Origin of the sequence: Streptomyces caatingaensis, from assembly GCF_001187435.1 — a bacterium.
Classification (GTDB): domain Bacteria; phylum Actinomycetota; class Actinomycetes; order Streptomycetales; family Streptomycetaceae; genus Streptomyces; species Streptomyces caatingaensis.
The window spans coordinates 152,288-171,532 of sequence record NZ_LFXA01000014.1 but is presented as its reverse complement, the minus strand read 5'-3'; the positions used below and the strand labels follow the sequence as shown (position 1 = coordinate 171,532).

Sequence of the window (19,245 nt, the reverse complement as noted above, 5' to 3'; positions counted from 1 at the left end):
GCCTCGGGCTCGGGGGTCAGTGGGGGATCCGCATCGGTACGGGGGCGGGGCCGGCGGGCGGGCGGCCGCGGGCGGTCTCGTCGAGGACGGTCTCCAGCGCGGCCAGCAGCCGGTCGACGTGCTCGTCCGAAAGGCCGGGCTGGCAGGGGAGGTTGACCTGCCGCTCGAACCACATCCGTTCGGCCACCGGGCATTCGCCGGGGCCGTGCCCTCGGGCCCGCCACTCGGGCAGCAGGTGCAGGGGGAAGTAGCGCAGCTGCATCTCCACGCCGGTGGCGACGAGCCGTTCGACGAAGGCGTTGCGGCTGACGCCGCACGCCGGGTCGAGGAAGAAGGTGTACAGGTGGTAGGCGTTGCGCACGCCTTCCGGTTCGCGGACGACGCGGACGAAGGGGTAGCGCTCCAGGACGGCGGTGATCCGGGCGGCGATGGCGCGGCGCCGGGCCACGAGGGCGTCCAGGCGGCCGAGTTGGACGAGTCCGACGGCGGCGCCCGCCTCGGAGAGCGTGGCGTTGGTCCCGGCGTGGCGGACCTCGACGCAGGCGTGCGTGTAGGAGTTGCCGGGGTGCAGCATCCAGGGGAACGGGTCGTCGCCGTCGGCGAGGCGGCGCGGGGCGGGGACGAACGCCGCGTCGGACTCGTTGGAGCGCATGCGGTCGAGCCGTTCGGCCCAGGCGTCGTCCCGCAGCGTCACCATGCCGCCCTCGCCGAGGGTGGTGATGTTCTTGCTGGAATGGAAGCTGAAACAGCCGATGTCGGCGAGGGCGCCGGGGCGCCGGCCGTGGTGGAGGGCGCCGAGGGCGTGCGCGCAGTCCTCGACGACCACGATGCCGCGCGGGCGGGCGATGCGCATGACGGATTCCATGTCGGCGGGGAGTCCGCCGTAATGGACGAGCAGGATCGCCCGGGTCCGGTCGGTCACCAGGGATTCGACGCTCGCCGGATCGGCGTTGAGGGAATGCGGTTCGACGTCGCAGAAACGCACGCGCACCTGCCGGTCGAGCAGCGGCTGGACGGTGGCCTTGTACGTCTGCGGCGTGGCGATCACCTCGTCGCCCGGCCGCAGGTCGAGCAGGTTGACGGCGAGGGCCAGCGCGACGGTGCCGCTGGTGACGGACAGCGCGTGGCGGCTGCCCACGAGCCGGCGGAAGCCCTCCTCGAAGGCTTCGCGGTGGGTGCCGGCGGACAGCGGGAGCTGTGACCTGACGACGTCCGACAGGGCTTCCAGTTCCTCCTCGCCGAGGACGCTGCCGCGCGTCGGATACGGCACGGCGAATCGTGGTGGCATGGTCCGTGAGGGCATTTTGACGACACTTCCCCCGAAGCGCGGTGTGCCTTTCACACCGTCCCCGGAATCGTCCTGCCGGGTGTACCGCGCGGCTACTGGCCGTTGGATGCTGTGGGTTCTACGACCAGTGATGTAAAGAACACGGGCCGTCGGCGCGCTACGGTGAGCGAAAGGTGAGAGGGAGGGCGTCGCCGTGGACGGATCCGTGGACGGGATACGCACCATCCTGCGGGAAATCGGGGTGGACGAGGAGGAGTTGCTCCCGGACCGCCTGCTCCGCGCCCATCTGGCGCTGGACTCCACCGAGACCGTGGAGCTGGAGACCGCGCTCCGCAAGCGCTTCGGCGTCGAGGTGGACCTGTGGGACAAGCACGACTTCACGCTCGCGGAGCTCGACGCGCTCATCAGCCGCGCGGCGCCGCGCCGGTGGCCGGTGATCGCCGGGGAGCGGGCGGAGCGCTACCGCCGTGAGGGGCTGTGGCGGGCGGAGCGGATCGACGAGATCGTCCTGGCGCACGCCGCGTCGCGGCCCGGTGCCCCGGCGCTGGTGTGCGGGGAACGGCGGCTCACGCACGGGGAGTTGGCCGCGGCCGTCGGCGCGGCCGCGCGGCGGCTGGCCGCGCTCGGCGTCCGGCGCGGCAGTCCGGTGGTCGTCCAGCTCCCCAACGGCGTCGAGCTGGTGGTGCTCACCCTGGCGCTGTCGCGGCTCGGCGCCCCGCCGGTGCTCACGCCGGTGACGCTGCGCGCGTTCGAGCTGGAGCACATCGTCTCCGTCACGCGTCCCGCCGCGCTCGCGCTGCCGCGCCGGCACGCGCGCTTCGACCACCTGGCGCTGGGCCGTGCGCTGCGCGACGGCCACCCGGGACCGGAGGGGCCGATGGCCCTGCTGGTGACCGGCGGGCGGCCCGAGGACGCGGCCGACACCGTCGACCTGACGGCGCTGTGCGCGCCCCCGGACGGGCCGTACGAGGCCGGCGGGGAGGGTGAGCCGGCCGGGCCCGGGGATCCGGCGGTGTGCCTGCTGTCCAACGGCACCACGGGCCGGCCGAAGGTCATCCCGCGCCTCCACGAGGCGTACGGCCACCAGTTGCGGCACACGCCGGCGGTGGCCGGGGTGGGCCCGGACGCGATCTATCTGGCGGTGATGCCCGCCACCCACGGCTTCGTCCTCGGCTGTCCCGGGGTGCTGGGGACGCTGAGCGCGGGCGGGACGGTCGTCCTGGGCGGTTCGGCCGAGCCGGCGGCCGCGTTCGAGCTGATCGAGCGTGAGGGCGTGACCCATACGACGCTGGTGCCCGCGCTCGCCGAGCGGTGGGCGGAGGCGGCGTCCGAGCCGGGCACGCCCGACCTGAGCAGCCTGCGGGTGCTCCAGGTCGGCGGCGCCCGGCCGCACCCGCGGCAGATCGAGCGGATCCCGGAGGCGCTGGGCTGCCGGGTGCAGCAGTGCTACGGGATGAGCGAGGGCCTGCTGTGCTACACCGCGCTCGACGACCCCGACGAGGTCGTCCTCGGCACCCAGGGCCGGCCCCTCTCCCCCGCCGACGAGATCCTCGTCCTGGACGACGAGGGCGCGCCGGTGGCGGACGGCGGTGTGGGCGAGCTGCTGACCCGCGGCCCGTACACGGTCGCCGGCTACCTCGGCGATCCGGCGGCGGACGCCTCCGCGTTCACCACCGACGGCTTCTACCGCACGGGCGACCTGGTCCGCGTCCATCCCTCCGGGGCGCTGGTCGTGGAGGGGCGCACGCGGGACGTCGTCAACCGGGGCGGTGAGAAGATCCCGGCCGCGGAGCTGGACCTGCTGGCGGCCGAGCACCCGGCGGTAGCCGCCGCGGCGGCGGTCGCGGCGCCGCACCCGCGCTTCGGCGAGATCGTCTGTCTGTACGTGGTCCCGTGCGCGGGGCGGTCGTTGGACCTGGAGGACGTCCGGGCCTTCCTCCGGTCCCGCGGCCTGGCCGGCTTCAAGCTGCCCGAACGGCTGGAGGTGGTGGACGGGTTGCCGTACCTGGGCATCGGCAAGGTCGACAAGGCGGCGCTGCGGAGGCGGGCGGCGGCCCGGTAGGACGCGCGGCGTCCCGCCGGCCCGGTGGGCCGGCGGGACGCCGGTGGAACCGACCCTCGCGGGTCCCGCGCCGGTCAGATCCAGCCCTCCAGGGCGGCCAGGTAGCGCGGGAAGTCGTCCACGTGGACGTTGTGCGTCAGGCCCGGCAGCTTGCGGATCTCGAAGCCGGCGTGGGCGAACTCGGCCGCGTGCTCCGGGGTCATGATCTGGCTGGGGTCGGGGACGACGACGAGGGACGGGACGAGCGGGACGACCGGGATGTAGGCCGTCTCCAGGTAGTCCATGTGCGTCGTCTCCGTGTCCCAGTCGGCCAGTTCGGCCAGGCGCGCGTCGTAGGAGCCCTGGGACCAGTGGGGCGAGGCCCTCCGCAGGTCGTCCAGGGTCCAGTTCTTCATCTCGCGCATCCAGATCATGACCTTGCCGAAGCCGCCCTCGGTCACGTACCAGGACGGGTCCTCGTAGACCGCGCGGGCCGGCTTGAGCCGGTCGGCGATCATGGCCAGGAGCGTGCCGCCGAGCGAGTGGCCGATGGCGACGTCGGGCCGGGTCGGCAGGTTGTCGAGCAGGTCGTCGGCCCAGGACTCCCGGCTGTAGCGGTCGCGCCGCGGGCTCTTGCCGTGGCCGGCCAGGTCCGGGGCGAGCACCCGGTAGCCGCGGGCGGCGAGCGCCGGCCCGAGCTCCCACCAGGTGCGCGAGCTGCCCATGATGCCGTGCAGCAGCACGGCGGTCTTCTCCCCGCTTCCCCACTCCTCGATGTGCAGTTTCTCGGTCATCCCGGTTCCCCCTGTTGTCCGTTGCTCGGTACGGCACGGGCGGCGCTCAGCGTCCCCTCGGTCCACGCTTCGTCCCGGCGTTCCCCGGTGCGCGGGAAGAGCCCCCGCAGCGCGGTGAGGGACTCGTCCTGAGTCCGCTCGGTGGCCGGGCGGTTCGCCGTCTCCCACGCCCGGAGGGCGGCGGGAACGTCGGCGGCGTCCGCCACGGCGCGGGCCAGGTCGAGGGCGTTGAGCATCGCGGTGCCCGCGCCCTGGCCGATGGTCGGTGGCATGGCGTGCGCCGCGTCGCCGATGAGCGCGGCGCTCCCGGCGGACCAGCGGGCCGGCCGGATCAGTTCGTAGCGGTCGAAGCGCGGGTGCGCGGGCAGGTGGGCGAGGAGCGGTCCGAGGACCGGGAAGCTCTCGCACCAGACCCGCGGGTCGAGGGGCGCGCGCAGGGCGGCGTCGCCGTCGACGGCGCTGATCAGCAGGTACAGGTGGCGGCTGTCGCAGGGCACGTAGAGGACGCGCCGGGACAGTTCGGTGTTCCAGTAGTTGACGTAGTCGCGCCACTGGCCGTCGGTGCCGGGCGCGCGGTCCAGCGGGACCAGGAAGCGGTAGAGGCCGACCGGGAACTCCCGGTGCTCGCCGTCGAGTCCGAGGGCGGTGCGGACGGCGGAGCGGATGCCGTCCGCGCCGGCCACGAGGTCGGCCGCGTGGATCCAGCCGTCCTCCGTGCGCAGTGCTCCGTCGGGGTGGGCGCCCAGGACCCGGGATCCGGCGACGATTTCGGCGCCGTGGGCGCGCGCCGCCTCGTGGAGGGCGGTGTGCAGGGTCTGCCGCGTCAGGGTGATCATGCGCAGTCCGCCGGGGAGCGGGAGGGGGCGGGTGCCGATGAGGGCGCCGTCGGAGTCGCGTTCCTGCCAGTGGGGCGCCTCGTGGCTGTCGGCCAGGACGGCGTCGAGGGCGCCGAGTTCGGCCAGGACGCGCAGTCCGTTCTCCCAGAGGAAGATGCCCGCCCCGAAGGCGCGGGGTTCGGGGGCCCGTTCGTGCACGCGGACCCGCCATCCGCGGCGGGCGAGTTCGGCGGCCAGGGTCAGGCCGGCGAATCCGGCCCCCGCGATCTCGGCCGTGCGTCGCTTCTCGGTCACGTCCCCACCCTGGCACCCGGAAGGCGGCGAACGTACTGGCTGAAAGGTATAGAGGGGTTTACATCCCCGTAGTACCAGGTGAGGGGAATATCGCGCTCCACGCGCGCGCCCCGCGCACGGCACGGCCCCGGGGCGGAGCCCCCGGGGCCGGCGGAGGGGAGGACCGGGCGGTCAGCCGTGTGTGGCCACGCGCCAGCCGCGGGCCTCCTCGTAGCCCCGCCACAGGCGGGCGAAGACGCCGTCGCCGCGCAGGAGTTCGTCCATGGGTCCGCTCTCGACGACGCGGCCGCCGTCCAGGGCGATGACGCGGTCGGCGGCGGCGAGGGTGGCGGGGCGGTGGGCGATGACGACGACGGTGCGGTCGGGGTCGGCGCACAGGTTGGCGACGGCCCGCTGGACGGCGCCCTCGTTCTCGGGGTCGAGGGCCGAACTGGCCTCGTCCAGCAGGACGATGCGGGCCTGCTTGAGGAACGCCCGGGCGATGGAGACGCGTTGGCGCTCGCCGCCGGAGAGCAGGGCGCCGCCCTCGCCGACGCGGCTGTGCGGTCCGTCCGGCAGCCGTGCGATGACCTCGTCGAGGCAGGCGGCGCGGGCGGCCGCGGCGAACTCGGCGTCGGTGGCGCCGGGCCGGGCCATGCGGACGTTCTCCTCGATGGTTCCGTCGAAGAGGTGGACGTCCTGGAAGACGATGGCCAGGGAGCGCATGAGCGTGTCGTGGTCCAGGTCGCGCACGTCGGTGCCGCCGACCCGGACGCTGCCGGCGTCGACGTCGTGGAAGCGGGCGACCAGGCGCGTGACGGTGGTCTTGCCGGAGCCGGAGGGGCCGACGAGGGCGGTCGTGGAGCCGGGCGGGCACTGGAAGGAGACGTCGCAGAGCGCGGGCCGCGCGTCCTGTGCCGCCCCGCCCGTCCCCTCGCCGCCCGTCCCTTCGCCTGGGGCGCCGTAGGCGAAGGTGACGCCGTCGAACTCGATGCCGCTGTGGGCGAGTTCGCGCACCGGCCGGGCGGGCCGCGGCAGGGCGGGGGTGGCCAGCAGGGTCTCGACGCGCACCAGCGCGTTCTCGATGGCGCGGATCCCTCCGACGAGTCCGCCGAGCGAGCCGAGCGACTCCAGGTAGCGCACGGAGAGGACGAGGAGGGCGACGGCGTCGGGGGCGGCGAGGCTGCCGTCGAGCAGGAAGCGCGCCCCGAGGGCGAGGACGACGACGAACGCGGCCATCACGACGCCGACGTAGCCGAGTCCGGGCAGCAGGGAGCGGCGCAGGGCCCGCCGGTAGCCGGCGCGGTGCTCGTCGAGCGCCTCGCGCAGCCGGGCGCCGCCGGAGGCGCCCTGGCCGGCGGCGCGCAGCACGTGCTGGGCCTGGCCTAGTTCGACGGCGCGGCCGGAGACCTCGGTGGCGGCCCGGTCCATCTCGGTGTCGGTCTCGGCGGCGATGCGTCCGGAGCGGCGCAGGGCGAGGACGGCGAGCGGCGCGGTGACGAGGAAGACGATGCCGAGCCGCCAGTCGAGGAGGCCGATGACGACGACGAGGGTGGCGGGGACGACGGTGGCGGAGACGGCCTGGGGGCCGAGCTGGGCGACGAGGCGGCCGAGGTCGCCGGTGGCGGTGACGACGGTGCGGGTCAGGCGGGCCTTGTTGGCGGAGCCGAACCAGCCGAGCGGCAGGGTGGTGACGTGTTCCATGAGCCGGCGCCGCGCGTCGGCGGTGAGCCGCATGCTGGCGGCGAAGCCGACGGGGGTGGCGTGGACCGTCAGGGCCCAGTAGACGAGGGTGCCGATCGCGCCGGTGATCAGCCAGGGGCGGGCGGCGGCCAGGTCGGGCGGGCCGGCGACGAGGGCGTGGAGGACGGGGACGAGCAGGGCGAGGAGGAGGCCCTGGAGGACGGAGAGGGTGACGTGCAGGAGGCCGAGGCGGACGAGGATGCCGCGGTGCGGCCAGAGCCGGAGCAGTCGGCGGATCACGCGGTCCTCCCCTGGGCGGCGGCCTGTTCCCCGGCCCGCTGGGCGCGCCACATGCGGGCGTAGCGGCCGTCGCGGGCGAGGAGTTCGGCGTGGGTGCCGGTCTCGGCGACGCGTCCGTGGTCGAGGACGACGATGGTGTCGGCGTCGGCGATGGTGCGCAGGCGGTGGGCGATGACGACGAGGGTCTTGCCGGCGGTGAGCCGGGAGAGGGCTTCCTGGACGGCGGCCTCGTTGTCGGGGTCGATGGCGGCGGTGGCCTCGTCGAGGACGACGACGGGGGCGTCGGAGAGGATGGCGCGGGCGATGGTCAGGCGCTGGCGCTCGCCGCCGGAGAGCTGGGCGGTGCGGTCGCCGAGGACGGTGTCGTAGCCGTGCGGGAGGCGGGCGACGACGTCGTCGACGCGGGCGGCGCGGGCGGCCTCGCGGACCTGTTCGTCGGTGGCGTCGGGGCGGCCGACGCGGATGTTCTCGCGGACGGTGTCGCGCAGCAGCACGACGTCCTGGAAGACGAGGGACATGCGGGAGAGCAACTGGCTTGTGGGGATGGCGCGTACGTCGGTGCCGCCGAGGCGGATGGCACCGGAGGTGACGTCGTGGAAGCGGGGCAGGAGCATGGCGAGGGTGGTCTTGCCGGAGCCGGAGGGGCCGACGACGGCGGTGGTGGTGCCGGGCGGCAGACGAGGGAGACGTCGTCGAGGGCGTTGCGGACGCCGTCGTAGGAGAAGGTGACGTGGTCGAGTTCGAGGGCGGCGCCGTCGGGGAGGCGGGGTTCGGCGGGTTCGGGGAGCGGGGGGACGGCGAGCAGGTCCTCCAGGTGGGCCGCGGCCATGCGCGCCTTGCGGAGGGTCTGCGAGCTCTGGATGACGGGGAGGACCGGGGTGGGCAGGCCGATGCCGACGACGAGGAAGGGCAGCAGGTCGGTGACGGTCAGCGTGCCGGCGGAGACGAAGGCGGTGCCGGCGGCGAGGACCACGGCCAGCACGGTGACCTCGGAGAGCAGGACGCGGCCGGCGGCGGAGCTGTGGCGGGTCTCGGCGACCCAGACGCGCAGGGCCTCGGTCTGCTCGTCGACCGCGTCGGAGAAGCGGCGCAGGATGCCGCCCTCGGTGCCGAAGGTCTTGACGACGGCGATGCCGTCGGCGTACTCGACGGTGGCGGCGGCGACCTTGCGTTCGGCGGCGGTGAGCCGGCGGACGTGGGCGGTGACGGAGCGCATGGACAGCCGGTAGGAGGCGGCCATGAGGGCGGGGACGGCGGCGGTGATCAGGGCCATGCGCCAGTCCACGGAGAAGAGGTAGCCGAGGCCGGCGAGCACGACGGTGAGGGCGGCGGCGGTCTCGCCGACGGCGTGGGCGATGAGGTGGTGCATCTCCTCGATGTCGTCGGTGAGGGCCTTGCGGACCTCGGTGGCGCCCGCGTCGCGGAACCAGCCGAGCGGCAGGGTGCCGAGGTGGCGGACGAGCCGGGAGCGGATGCCGTGCTGCATCTCGGCGTCGGCGTAGTGGCCGAGGTCGTTGCCGAGGGCGCCGGCGAGGAGGCGGACGAGGGCTCCGGCGGCGCCGACGGCGACCCAGGTCCACACCGTGGCGGAGTGCCCGGTGCCGTGGAGGAGGAGGGTGCGGGCGAGTTCGGCGACGGCGATGTAGGGCGCGAGGCCGGCGGCGGCGCCGAGCCCGGAGAGCAGGGCGGCGGTGATCAGCCGTCCGCGGACGGGGCGCAGCATGCGGGCGGCCGCTCCGGTCCGTACCAGCCGGCCCGTCGTGGGGGCGCCCGTCGGCCGGACCGGTGGCGCGGGGGCGTCGGTGCGGACGGGCTGTTCCTGGGCGGTCGTGGTCACGTCGTGTTCGTTTCCTTCGTTTCTCGGGCGCCGGGTGTCCGGCGCGGTGCGCCGTTCAGACCGTTGCGGGGCGGTTGTCGGCCGGGGCCGCGGCGGCGGCGAGCCGGGGGTGGTGGGTGCGGGCCCAGCCGGCCGCGGCGAGGGCCCCGGCGGCGGCCGCCGCCGAGGACGCCGCGATCAGGGGGAGGTAGCCGAGGAGGCCGGCGAGGGCGAGGCCGGTGGAGTTGGCGGCGAGCCGCAGGATGCCCAGGACGGCGACCTGGACGGCGAAGTCGGTGGCCGCGGTGCCGGGGCGGGAGAGGTCCATGGCGATGGTGTAGACGGCGGTGCTGGCGGCCGTGTTGAGGGCCTGGACGGCGACGACGACGGCGGTGGTGAGGAGGGCGGCCGACGCGCCGGCCAGGGCGCGGGTGTCACCGCCCCCGGCGAGGGGCAGCAGGCCGAGCAGGGCGCAGGACTGGGCGAGGCCGAAGAGGAGGAGGGCCGTGCCGCGGCCGACGCGGGCGGTGACCACTCCGGCGCCGAGGGCCGCGGCCGTGGCGGCCAGGCCGCCGAGGGTGCCCTGCACGAGCGCGATGCGGGAGAGCGACCAGTGGGCGTCGACGAGCATGGTGGGGACGACGGCCTCGGCGACGTAGACGCCGCAGGTGTAGAGCGGGATGACGAGGAGCATCCAGCGGGCCGCGCCGGGGCGGCGGGGGAAGGAGAGCAGGCCGTGGGCGGCGCCGGCCCGTCCGGGCGCGAACGGCCGGGCGGGGGCGGGGGGTTCGGGGAAGCGCAGGAGCAGGGCGAGCGGGAGGGCGAAGACCGCGGCGAGGACGGCGAGCGCGACGCCCCAGCCGGCGTGCTCGTACAGCAGCAGGGAGCCGCTGGAGCCGATGACCATGCTGATGCTGATGGCGGCGGTCTGGAGGGCGCCGGCCACACCGCGGGAGCCGGGCGGCAGGAGGCGGACGGCGAGTCCGCCGATGGCCACCTCGTGGGCGCCGGAGGCGAGCAGGACGACGGTCATGACGGCGAGCACGAGCGGCAGGTGCCCGGCCGGGTCGAGCGGGATGAGGCTCAGCAGGGCGGCGACGGTGACGAGTTGGGTGGCGAGGAGCCAGGAGCGGTAGTGGCCGAGGCGGGGCAGCCCGAAGCGGTCGACGAGCGGGGCGAGGAGGAACTTGCCGGCCCAGGCGAGGCCGAGCAGGTTGACCAGGGCCAGTTGTTCGAGGGAGACGCCGCGCCGGCGGAGGATCACCACCAGGGCCAGGAAGAAGAAGGAGTACGCGATGTCCTGGACGAGGTAGAGGGCGGCCAGGAGGGTGGTGGTGCGGGCGCGGGTCACCGGGACGTTCCTCCTGGCCTGACGCTGTGGCACGGGGCCTGTTGCGGATGACTTGCAACTGATTTTCCTTGGCAATAAGCCTGCCACCTCAAGGCGGCTTGAGGTCAAGGGCGCGTTTTGCCCTGTCCCGATCGGGTGAGTACCGCTTGCGGTCAAGCCGACTTGAGGTGCGAGCCTCCGCAGGAATGGACCCTTCCGGCTCCGGGGCCCGGGGCCGGAAGGGATCCCTCCCCCCACAGCCCCGGCACGAGGAAGTGATGGACATGTGCGGCATCGCAGGATGGGCCGACTGGCGGCGCGACCTCGGCGCGGAGCGGCGGGTGCTCGACGACATGACGCGGACCCTCGTCCCGCGCGGCCCGGACGCCGGCGGCACCTGGCTGTCGGAGCACGCGGCCCTCGGCCACCGCCGGCTCGCCGTCATCGACATCGAGGGCGGCGCCCAGCCGATGCGGGCGGCCCGCGGCGCCGAGGAGCCCTGCGTGATCACCTTCAGCGGCGAGGTCTACAACTTCCGCGAGCTGCGCGGGCGGTTGCGCGACCGGGGGCACCGCTTCCGCACCCGCTCCGACACCGAGGTGCTGCTGCGCGCGTACCTGGAGTGGGGCGAGGGCTGCCTCGACCGCCTCAACGGCATGTTCGCCTTCGGCATCTGGGATCCCGGCCGGCACACCCTGCTGCTCGCCCGCGACCGGCTCGGCGTCAAGCCGCTGCACTACCTCGCCTACGACGGCGGCCTGATCTTCGGTTCCGACCTCAAGACGATCCTGGCCCATCCCCTGGCCCGCCCCGAGGTCGGCCCCGACGGCCTGGCCGAGATGCTCACCTTCGCCCAGACGCCCGCCCGCGAGGTCTTCCGCGGCATCCGCGCCGTCCGCCCCGGCCACTACGTCCTGGCCGGCGCCGGCGGCTGCGCCGAACGCCCCTACTGGCGGCTGGAGAGCCACGAGCACCCCGACGACTACCCGACGACCGTGCGCACCGTGCGCGACATCCTCACCGACACCGTCGAGCGCCAGCTCGTCTCCGACGTGCCCGTCGGCACGCTGCTCTCCGGCGGCCTCGACTCCAGCACGGTCACCGCGCTGGCCACCGACTCCCTGCACCGGCGGTACGCGGGCCCGGTCGCCACCTACTCGGTCGGGTTCGAGGACGAGGAGCGGTACTTCACCCCGGACGCCACCCGTCCCGAACAGGACGACGCGTACGCCCGCCTGGTGGCCGAGCGGCTGCGGACCAAGCACACCGCGATCGTGCTGAGCACCGAGGAGGTGGTGCGGCACCGCTCGGAGGTGCTGCGCGCCCGGGACCTGCCCGGGTTCGCGGACATCAACGCCGCCCAGTACCTGATGTTCCGCGCCGTCCGGGAGGAGGTCACGGTCGCGCTCTCCGGTGAGTCGGCGGACGAGTCGCTGGGCGGCTACGCCTGGTTCCACTCCGACGCGGCCCGCGCGGCCCGCGCCCACCCGTGGGCGTCCCTGCCCTCGGCGCTCGCCGCCGTCCTCGAACCCGGGCTGCGCCGGCGGGTGGAGCACCACCTGGTCGACGACTACGAGCGGGCGCTGGCCGAGGTGCCCCGGCTGTGCGGCGAGGACCCCGCCGGGGCGCGCGCCCGGGAGCTCTTCCACCTCAACCTCACCCGCTGGCTCACCCTCATGCTCGACTTCAAGGACCGGATGAGCATGCGCACGGGGCTGGAGGTCCGCGTCCCCTTTTGCGACCACCGCCTGGTCGGCTACCTGTGGAACGTGCCCTGGCACTTCAAGACGCCGGACGGCCGGGTCAAGGGCCTGCTGTGCGACGCCATGGCCGGCGCCGTGCCGGAGGAGGTCCTGCGCCGGCGCAAGACGTCCTTCCCCGTCAACGTCCACCCCGGCTACGAGGCCGCGCTGCGCACCGAGCTGAGGGACGAACTCGCCTCGCCCGCCTCGCCGTTGACGCCCCTGCTCGACCGGCCCGCCGTGGACGCCCTGCTGCGGGACGGCGCCCCGCCGCGGGGGGTGTGGCGGACGGCGGACACCTTCGCGACGCTGCTGCAGATCGCCGAGTGGCTGCGCGTCTACCGGGTCAGCCTGCGCTGACGCGGCCGCGCGGGCCGCGGCCGGTCCCCCGGTCGCGGCCGTGCGGCGGCCGCTCGTGGAGGTCGGCGGGGGTGATCCGGTTGCCGCGCATCCGCTCGGTCACCACCCGGCTCAGATAGGTGCACTCCGCGGCGGGGTCGTCGCAGGGGCAGCTCAGGAGGTGTTCGAGGTGCTCCTTGGCCATGGTCAGCCGGGCGACCTGCTCCTGGATGGCGTCGATGCGGCCCTGCACCGCCTCCCGCCAGTCCCGCTCCGCCGACTCCCCGGCCAGGGCGACCGCGATCTCGTCCAGGCTCATCAGCCCCGTCTCGCGCCACATCTGCACCAGGCCTATGCGGTGCAGCTGCTCGGGCCCGTAGAACCGCCGCCCGCCGCGCCGCTCGGTCGGCTGGATCAGCCCGCGTTCCTCCCAGTAGCGCAAGGTGGCCACGCTCAGGCCGAAGCGTTTGCCCGCCTCGCCGATGACCACGGGGGCCGCGGCCGGCGATCCGGTCCCGGCGTCGTTCCGCTCCGAGTTCGAGATCATAGGGAGATCCTGCGGGACACGGCCCGGCAGCGGCAAGGGCGGGCGTTGCGGATCGGGCCGCCCCGGGGCCCGCCCGGCGGCCGGCCCGTCCCGCTCCCCGGACGGGCACCCGGTCCGCCGGGAGGGTAAGCAGGAGACATGCGCCGTACGCACCGAACATCCGGATTCGGGGAGATCCGGCACCACCCCGCGCTGGCGGCCGTGCCCGTCGGCCTGGTCGTGGTGATCACGGTGGTGGACCTGCTGACCGGGCCCGACATCCACCTGGGCCCCCTGCTGGTCGTCGCCCCCGCGATCACGGCCACGTTCGCGGGCCCGTTCGCCACCGGCTGCGTCGGGGCGCTGGCCGTGGCCGCCCAGGTCGTGATCGCGGTCTTCCACGGCGGGCTGACCACCTCCAACCACGAGGCGCAGATCGCCGCCCTCCTGGTGATCTCCGTGTTCATCGTCGTCTTCCGCCGCGTCCACGAGCGCCACCGCCGGGAGCTCGTCCGGGTGCGCTCGGTGGCCGACGTGGCCCAGTCCGTGCTGCTGCGCCCGCTGCCGGCGCACAGCGGGCCGCTGCGCATCGCGTCCTTCTACGCGGCCGCCGAGGAGGAGGCGCGGATCGGCGGCGACCTGTACGCGGCCGCGCGGGCCCGGCGGAGCACCCGGCTGATCATCGGCGACGTGCGCGGCAAGGGGCTGACGGCCGTGGGGGACGCCGCGCTGCTGCTGGGCGCCTTCCGGGCGGCCGCCCACCGCGTCCCGCCGCTGCCCCGGCTGGTGGCGCACCTGCACAACACCGTGTACTGGGACGCGGCGGACCCGCAGGCGGGGCCGGAGGCCTCCGAGGCGTTCGTGACGGCCGCGGTCCTGGAGATCCCCGACGACGAGCCCGTGCTCGGGCTGATCAACTGCGGCCACCTCCCGCCGCTGCTGCTGCGCGACGGGAACGCCACCCCGCTGGCGGTCACGGACCCGGCGCTGCCCCTGGGGCTGGGCGGGGCGGACGTGACGGAGGACGACTACGCGGCCGAGACCTTCGCCTACCGCCCCGGCGACCTCCTGCTGCTGTACACGGACGGCGCCGTGGAGACCCGCGACGCGCGGGGGCGCTTCTACCCGCTGGTCGAGCGGGTCACCTCCTGGCGGGAGACCGACCCCCGGCGGCTGGTGCGCCGCATCCACGACGACCTGCTGGCGCACGCGGGCGGGGCGCTGGGGGACGACGTGGCCGTCGTGGCGGTCGAGCGCCGCGGCTGACGGCGTCCGCGTCAGGCGCCGGCCGCGGGCGCCGGGTCCTCGCCGAACACCCAGGGCGCGAGCACCACGACCCAGCCGTCCGGGTCCTCGAACAGCACCGCGCCGTGTTCGGTCCAGTAGGGGTTGGCCGCCTCGACGGGGCGGTGTCCGCGCTCCTGCATCCGGCGCGCGGCGGTGTCGCGCGCCGCGGTCCCGCGCAGGTAGAGCACCAGCTGGTTCTCGGGGTCGGGGTCGGGGATGTGCGGCGGGGTGCCGTGCTGGGTGATCTCCATCTGGACGGGCGTGCCGGGCAGGCCGAAGACGACGCCGTCGTAGCCCGCGTGGCCGCGGAAGGAGGCGAGCACCGGCAGGCCCAGGTCGTCACCGTAAAAGGCCAGGACGGCCGCGTAGTTGGCGGTGGGGCGGGCGAACCGGACGGCGCCCACGGCGAGATGGTCGGGCCAGGTGTGTGTCATGCGTCCACCTTGTCACACCAGCCTCATCAGCCTCTTCCGGCATAAGCCTGCACCGCGCGTCAGCCGCCGGGCCTAGGTCTCCCCGAACGGGGCCGTTTGCGGCCGCGCCCCACCCGCCCGCGCCACCCCTTCGGTGGACCCGCCGCCGACGCCGTCCCGGCCGGCCGGAGCCGCCCGTAGCGTCGTGGCGACCACGGCGGCCGCAGGGGTGGAGGGGACATGGCCGAGGCAGCGGAGGAGACGGGGATCCCGCGGCGCGCGGTGCTGGCGGGCGGGGCGGCCGGGCTGGGGCTGGCCCGCCCCCGGCGCGCGCGGGCCGCGGAAGGCGGCGGGCGGCGGGTGGCGGTCTTCGGCGCGGGGGTCGCCGGGCTGACGGCCGCGCACGAACTGGCCGAGCGCGGCTTCGAGGTGACGGTCCACGAGCGCCGCTCCGTCGCCGGCGGCAAGTCGCGCTCGCTGTACGTCCCGCACAGCGGCACCGGCGGCCGCCGCGGCCTGCCCGGCGAGCACGGCCTCCGCGCCGTCTTCGGCTTCTACCACAACCTCCCGGACACGCTCCGGCGCATCCCGCTCGCCGGCGGCGGGACGGTGCACGGCAACCTCGTGGCCGTCGACCGGGTCGAGTTCGCCCGCGCCGGCGGCCGCCGCTCCGTCACCCTCCCCCTGCGGCCGTGGACCGCGGCCCTGTCCGACCCCGGGCTGCTGGTGCGCTCGCTCGCCGGCGCGCTGGAGGAGGCGTTCGCGCTCCCGCCCGGGGAGACCCTGTTCTACGCCCGGCAGCTCGTGATCCTCTTCACCAGCTGCCGCGAGCGCCTGTTCGGGCAGTGGGAGTACGTCCCGTGGTGGGACTTCATCCGCGCCGGGCGGATGTCGCGGGAGTACCAGCAAGTGCTGGGCGGCAACGTCCAGTTGCTCCAGGCGCTGCGTCCTGCGACCGCCAGCAGCCGCACCTGCGGCCAGGGGTACGAGGCCCTGCTCTACGACGCCCTCGGGCGCGGCACCGACGGCCCCGCCGACGCCGTCCTCGACGGGCCCACCAGCGAGGCGTGGATCGACCCCTGGGTGGACCATCTGCGCGCGCTCGGCGTGCGCTTCGTCTTCGGCAGCGCCGTCGAGCGGCTGGAGCCGCAGCGGGGCCGCGTCGCCTGGGCGGCCACGCGCACCGCCCGCGGCGGGACCGAACGCGTCGACGCCGACTGGTTCGTCGTCGCCGTGCCGTCCGACCGCGCCGTGCGGCTGTGGAACCCGGCGCTGCGTGCGGCCGACCCCCGGCTGGCGGCGATGGACGGGCTCCAGCAGACGTGGTGCAGCGGCGTGCAGTTCTTCCTGCGCCGTCCGGCGGACGTCATCGCCGGTCATGTCGCCCACGTCGACTCGCCCTGGAAGCTGGTCTCGATCGACCAGTCCAAGCTGTGGCGCGCCCCCTTCGAGCGGACGTGGGGCGACGGACTGGCCCGGGAGTCGCTGTCGGTGGTCGTCTCGGACTGGGACACCCCGGGCGTCCTCTACGGCAGGCCGGCCCGGCAGTGCACGCGCGCCGAGGTCGCCCGCGAGGTGTGGGCGCAGCTGCGGGCGCACCTCGGGGCCGCCGTCCTGCCCGACTCGTCGCTGCACTCCTGGTACCTGGACGAGGCGATCTCCGAGGGCGCCGACGGACTGCGCAACGACGACCCGTTCCTGATGAACACCACCGGCTCCTGGGACCTGCGCCCGGAGGCCGTGACCGCGGTCGGCAACCTCTTCCTGGCCGGGGACTGGGTGCGCACGTACAGCAACGTCGACTTCGCGACGATGGAGACGGCGAACGAGGCGGGCCGCCGGGCCGCCGCCGGTGTGCTGGCGGCGGCGGGCGGCGCGGACGGGGCCGGGGTGCGCACCTTCAAGGGCTACGAGGCACCCGAGTTCGCCCTGGCCAGAGCGGTGGACAAGGAGCGCTGGCGGCTGGGTCTGCCGCATCTGCTGGACACCGGGCGGTGATCCGGCGGTCCGGCCGGGCGGGCCGTGGGCCGGGGCTACTTCCCGACGGGCTTGAGGGCCACGCCGGCGGCGCCGTCGGCCGGGAGCTTCTCGTTGGGGCAGGTCTTCAGGACGCGGGCCATCGCGTCCTTCTCCCCCGGGTTGACCGTGAGTCCGTACTTCTTCTTCACGGCGATCTGGCGGGCCACGTAGGCGCACTGGAACGCGGTGTTCTTCGGCAGCCACCTGGAGGCGTCCTGGTCGGACTTCTGTCCGTTGGCCGGCCCGTCGGCCGCTATCAGGTTGAGCGGGTCGTTGGCCAGCGCCTCGCGCTTCCGCTGGCCGATCTTCTGCGCGCCGGAGACCCATGCCTGGCCGAGGGCGACGACGTGGTCGATCTGCACGGCGGAGGACGTGCCGGTGCCGCGCTTGAACCGTATCTTCCGGCCGGTGTAGGGGTCGTCGAGGGTGCCGGAGGCGATGACGCAGGCCGAGGAGCCGTCGTTGCGGGCGCCGACGAGGTCGCGGGCCAGGATGTCGTTGCGGGTGTCGCAGCGGTTCCCGGAGCCGGGGGCGTCGGTCTTGTCGGACCAGGCCCGGCCGAACTTGCCCTCGCGGTCGTAACCGGCCTTGGACGCGGGCGCCTTGACGGCCAGGGTGTCCAGCGCCGCCCGGGCGGTCCCGGCGGGCGCGCCGCCGCCGGCCTTGTCGTCCTGGGACCCCGAGCATCCCGTCACGACGACGGCGAGCAGCGCGGCGGTGCACACGACACCGGGGGTACGGGATTTCACGGGGCCTCACTTCGGTGGAACGGAACGGTGCGACCCGTAAATGATCACTTATGCGGCCGGAAAGGTCACATCGGCCGCGGGGGGTCACCTCCTGTGTAGCAAGAGCGTCCGGCAACTCGGTATCCGCCGGATGGAGTTGGGCGGGGGCGGTCAACGCCGGGTCAGGGTGCGCCGGTTCGTACGGCGGTGACCGCGATCGCCTCGTAACGCATCGTGAAGGAGCCCCCCATGGCATCGACGGCCGCCCCGGTGGCGGCGAGCAGTTCCTCCAGGGCGGCCGGGGAGAGCCGGGCCGTGAGACCGCTCGTGGGGAGCTGGTCGAGCCACTGCGCGCGGGTGTACGGGCGCTCCCACGGGACGCACCAGCGTTCCGGCGCACCGAAGGCGCCGGCGCGGCGCATGCCGTCGGCGGCCCTGTCGAGGAGGGCGTCGGGGGCTGTTGCGGTCCAGGGGTTGAGGGGGGCGTCGGGGACGACGCGGCGGTGGACGGCGGCGAAGGCCTCCGCCACGCGGGGCGACGGCCGGAAGACGTTCCAGAGGGCGGCGAGCCGGCCGCCGGGCCGCAGGACCGCGGCGGCCCTGGCCGCTCCGGCGACGGGGTCGATCCAGTGCCAGGTCTGGGCGGCGACGACCGCGTCGAACACCCGGCCGCGGGCGTCCCAGGTCTCGAAGGGCGCCACCTCGGTCTCCAGCCCGGCGCGGCGGGCGAACGCGGCCATGCGCGCGTCGGCGTCGACGCCGAGGACCGTGCAGCCCGCCGCCCGGAACTGCCGGGCGGCGATGCCGGTGCCGCAGCCGACGTCGAGGACGGCGGGGCCGGGGCTGCCCGCGACGATCCGCTCGATCAGGGCGTCGGGGTAGCGCGGCCGGGCGCGGTCGTAGCGTTCGGCGTCGGAGCCGAACGACTCGGCCATGTCCCGCTGTTGATGGGACGCTTCGGGGGAACGGCCGGACGGCGGGGTCCGGTCCGGAGGTATCGTGGGCATGCGCCCACTATGATGGACAGGTGCCCACTCGTCAACGACCGGGCACCGCAGACGACATGAGGGAGACCTGTGCCGACCGGAGTGGCCATCCGCGACCCGCGCCGCCAACTGTTCACCGCCGCCGAGCGCGTCCTGCTCCGCGACGGGCCCGACGCCCTCACCAGCCGGGCGGTCACCACCGAGGCGGGCTGCGCCAAGGGCGTACTGCACCGGCACTTCCCCGACTTCGACGCCTTCCTCGCCGAGCTCGTGCGGGACCGCGTCGCCCGCCTCGACGACCTGGCCGCCGCCCTGCGCGCGGCCACCGGCACCGGCACCGTGGCCGGCAACCTCACCGACGCGCTCACGACGCTGTTCGAGTCGGTCGCCGTGGCGATCGTCGGCCTCGTCACCTCCCGCGACGGCCTGCGCGCCCGGCTGCGCGCGGTCACCCCGGCCGGCATCCCGCTGCTCACGGAGGCCACGGCCGTGCTCGCCGGCTACCTCGCCGCCGAGCGGGACGCGGGCCGCCTCGCCGCGGACGCCGACGTCGCCGTCCTCGCACCCGCCCTCGTCGGCACCGGCCACCTGCTCTTCGCCGACCGCACGGGCACCCCGCCACGGGCCGAGGACGTCCGCCAGGCCGTGACGGCGGTCGTCGCGGGCGCCCTGCGCCGGCGGGAAGAGCGCGCGGGGCCGTGACGAGGTGCGGCCCCGCCGCGGCGGGGCGCGCCTGAGCGACGGGCCGAAACTCCCTGTTCCCCTCCCGTACCGTCCGGCGTCACAGTGAGGCCACTGCCCCTTCGGCATGTCCCGCTGTCCTGGGGGCGCTTCTTCCGCTTCC

15 protein-coding genes and 1 pseudogene are annotated in these 19,245 nt (G+C 75.0%); 5 read left to right on the top strand and 11 right to left on the bottom strand.

Features of this window, described 5'->3' with window-relative positions; translation table 11 throughout:
- Window positions 1–16: 16 nt before the first annotated feature.
- Entirely contained in the window at window positions 17–1,288 is a 1,272-nt protein-coding gene (locus tag AC230_RS21490; protein ID WP_049717954.1) for a DegT/DnrJ/EryC1/StrS aminotransferase family protein, read from the bottom strand.
- A 193-nt stretch (window positions 1,289–1,481) separates the two neighbouring features.
- Here AC230_RS21490 and AC230_RS21485 point away from each other — a divergent pair, with 193 nt between their 5' ends.
- Window positions 1,482–3,350, top strand: a complete 1,869-nt coding sequence (locus AC230_RS21485; RefSeq protein WP_241833321.1) for an AMP-binding protein — start codon at window positions 1,482–1,484, stop codon at window positions 3,348–3,350.
- Window positions 3,351–3,424: 74 nt separating this feature from the next.
- Here AC230_RS21485 and AC230_RS21480 read toward each other — a convergent pair whose 3' ends face one another.
- From AC230_RS21480 to AC230_RS21460, 6 genes and pseudogenes are all read right to left on the bottom strand, one after another.
- A complete protein-coding gene (locus AC230_RS21480) occupies window positions 3,425–4,123 on the bottom strand; it encodes an alpha/beta fold hydrolase (RefSeq protein ID WP_049717953.1) in 699 nt (232 codons plus the stop codon).
- The gene (locus tag AC230_RS21475; RefSeq protein WP_053161321.1) at window positions 4,120–5,253 is read right to left on the bottom strand and encodes an FAD-dependent oxidoreductase; all 1,134 of its coding nucleotides are present in this window, start codon (window positions 5,251–5,253) and stop codon (window positions 4,120–4,122) included. Before AC230_RS21475 ends, AC230_RS21480 begins: the two co-directional genes overlap by 4 nt.
- A gap of 171 nt (window positions 5,254–5,424) precedes the next feature.
- Entirely contained in the window at window positions 5,425–7,215 is a 1,791-nt protein-coding gene (locus tag AC230_RS21470; protein ID WP_049717952.1) for an ABC transporter ATP-binding protein, read from the bottom strand.
- A complete protein-coding gene (locus AC230_RS33925) occupies window positions 7,212–7,892 on the bottom strand; it encodes an ABC transporter ATP-binding protein (protein ID WP_241833334.1) in 681 nt (226 codons plus the stop codon). The genes AC230_RS21470 and AC230_RS33925 overlap by 4 nt, the downstream gene beginning before the upstream one ends.
- A gap of 281 nt (window positions 7,893–8,173) precedes the next feature.
- Window positions 8,174–8,938 (bottom strand): annotated as a pseudogene (locus AC230_RS33920) (ABC transporter transmembrane domain-containing protein); the annotation flags it as partial.
- 169 nt (window positions 8,939–9,107) lie between these two features.
- Window positions 9,108–10,382 (bottom strand): MFS transporter, encoded by a 1,275-nt coding sequence (locus tag AC230_RS21460; RefSeq protein WP_049717951.1) that lies wholly within the window; start codon window positions 10,380–10,382, stop codon window positions 9,108–9,110.
- A gap of 263 nt (window positions 10,383–10,645) precedes the next feature.
- On the opposite strand from AC230_RS21460, the gene asnB reads away from it, so the two are divergent.
- Window positions 10,646–12,463, top strand: a complete 1,818-nt coding sequence (asnB, locus tag AC230_RS21455; RefSeq protein ID WP_049718070.1) for an asparagine synthase (glutamine-hydrolyzing) — start codon at window positions 10,646–10,648, stop codon at window positions 12,461–12,463.
- On the opposite strand, the gene AC230_RS21450 is transcribed toward asnB, so the two are convergent.
- The gene (locus tag AC230_RS21450; protein WP_049717950.1) at window positions 12,450–12,989 is read right to left on the bottom strand and encodes a MerR family transcriptional regulator; all 540 of its coding nucleotides are present in this window, start codon (window positions 12,987–12,989) and stop codon (window positions 12,450–12,452) included. The two genes, asnB and AC230_RS21450, sit on opposite strands and share 14 nt — an antisense overlap.
- Before the next feature lie 138 nt (window positions 12,990–13,127).
- Between AC230_RS21450 and AC230_RS21445 the strand changes: the two genes are divergently transcribed.
- Complete coding sequence (locus AC230_RS21445; RefSeq protein ID WP_049717949.1) at window positions 13,128–14,234, top strand: PP2C family protein-serine/threonine phosphatase; 1,107 nt, start codon at window positions 13,128–13,130, stop codon at window positions 14,232–14,234.
- An 11-nt stretch (window positions 14,235–14,245) separates the two neighbouring features.
- On the opposite strand, the gene AC230_RS21440 is transcribed toward AC230_RS21445, so the two are convergent.
- Window positions 14,246–14,689, bottom strand: coding sequence for a VOC family protein (locus AC230_RS21440; RefSeq protein WP_049717948.1), 444 nt, complete (start codon window positions 14,687–14,689; stop codon window positions 14,246–14,248).
- 219 nt (window positions 14,690–14,908) lie between these two features.
- Here AC230_RS21440 and AC230_RS21435 point away from each other — a divergent pair, with 219 nt between their 5' ends.
- Window positions 14,909–16,666, top strand: coding sequence for a hydroxysqualene dehydroxylase (locus tag AC230_RS21435; RefSeq protein ID WP_049717947.1), 1,758 nt, complete (start codon window positions 14,909–14,911; stop codon window positions 16,664–16,666).
- Between the two features lie 35 nt (window positions 16,667–16,701).
- Here the strand turns inward: AC230_RS21435 and AC230_RS21430 are convergent, their stop codons facing one another.
- Window positions 16,702–17,436, bottom strand: a complete 735-nt coding sequence (locus tag AC230_RS21430) for an HNH endonuclease family protein (protein ID WP_049717946.1) — start codon at window positions 17,434–17,436, stop codon at window positions 16,702–16,704.
- A gap of 161 nt (window positions 17,437–17,597) precedes the next feature.
- Window positions 17,598–18,422, bottom strand: coding sequence for a class I SAM-dependent methyltransferase (locus tag AC230_RS21425; RefSeq protein ID WP_078871467.1), 825 nt, complete (start codon window positions 18,420–18,422; stop codon window positions 17,598–17,600).
- 69 nt (window positions 18,423–18,491) lie between these two features.
- On the opposite strand from AC230_RS21425, the gene AC230_RS21420 reads away from it, so the two are divergent.
- The gene (locus tag AC230_RS21420; protein ID WP_049717944.1) at window positions 18,492–19,103 is read left to right on the top strand and encodes a TetR family transcriptional regulator; all 612 of its coding nucleotides are present in this window, start codon (window positions 18,492–18,494) and stop codon (window positions 19,101–19,103) included.
- Window positions 19,104–19,245 lie beyond the last annotated feature (142 nt).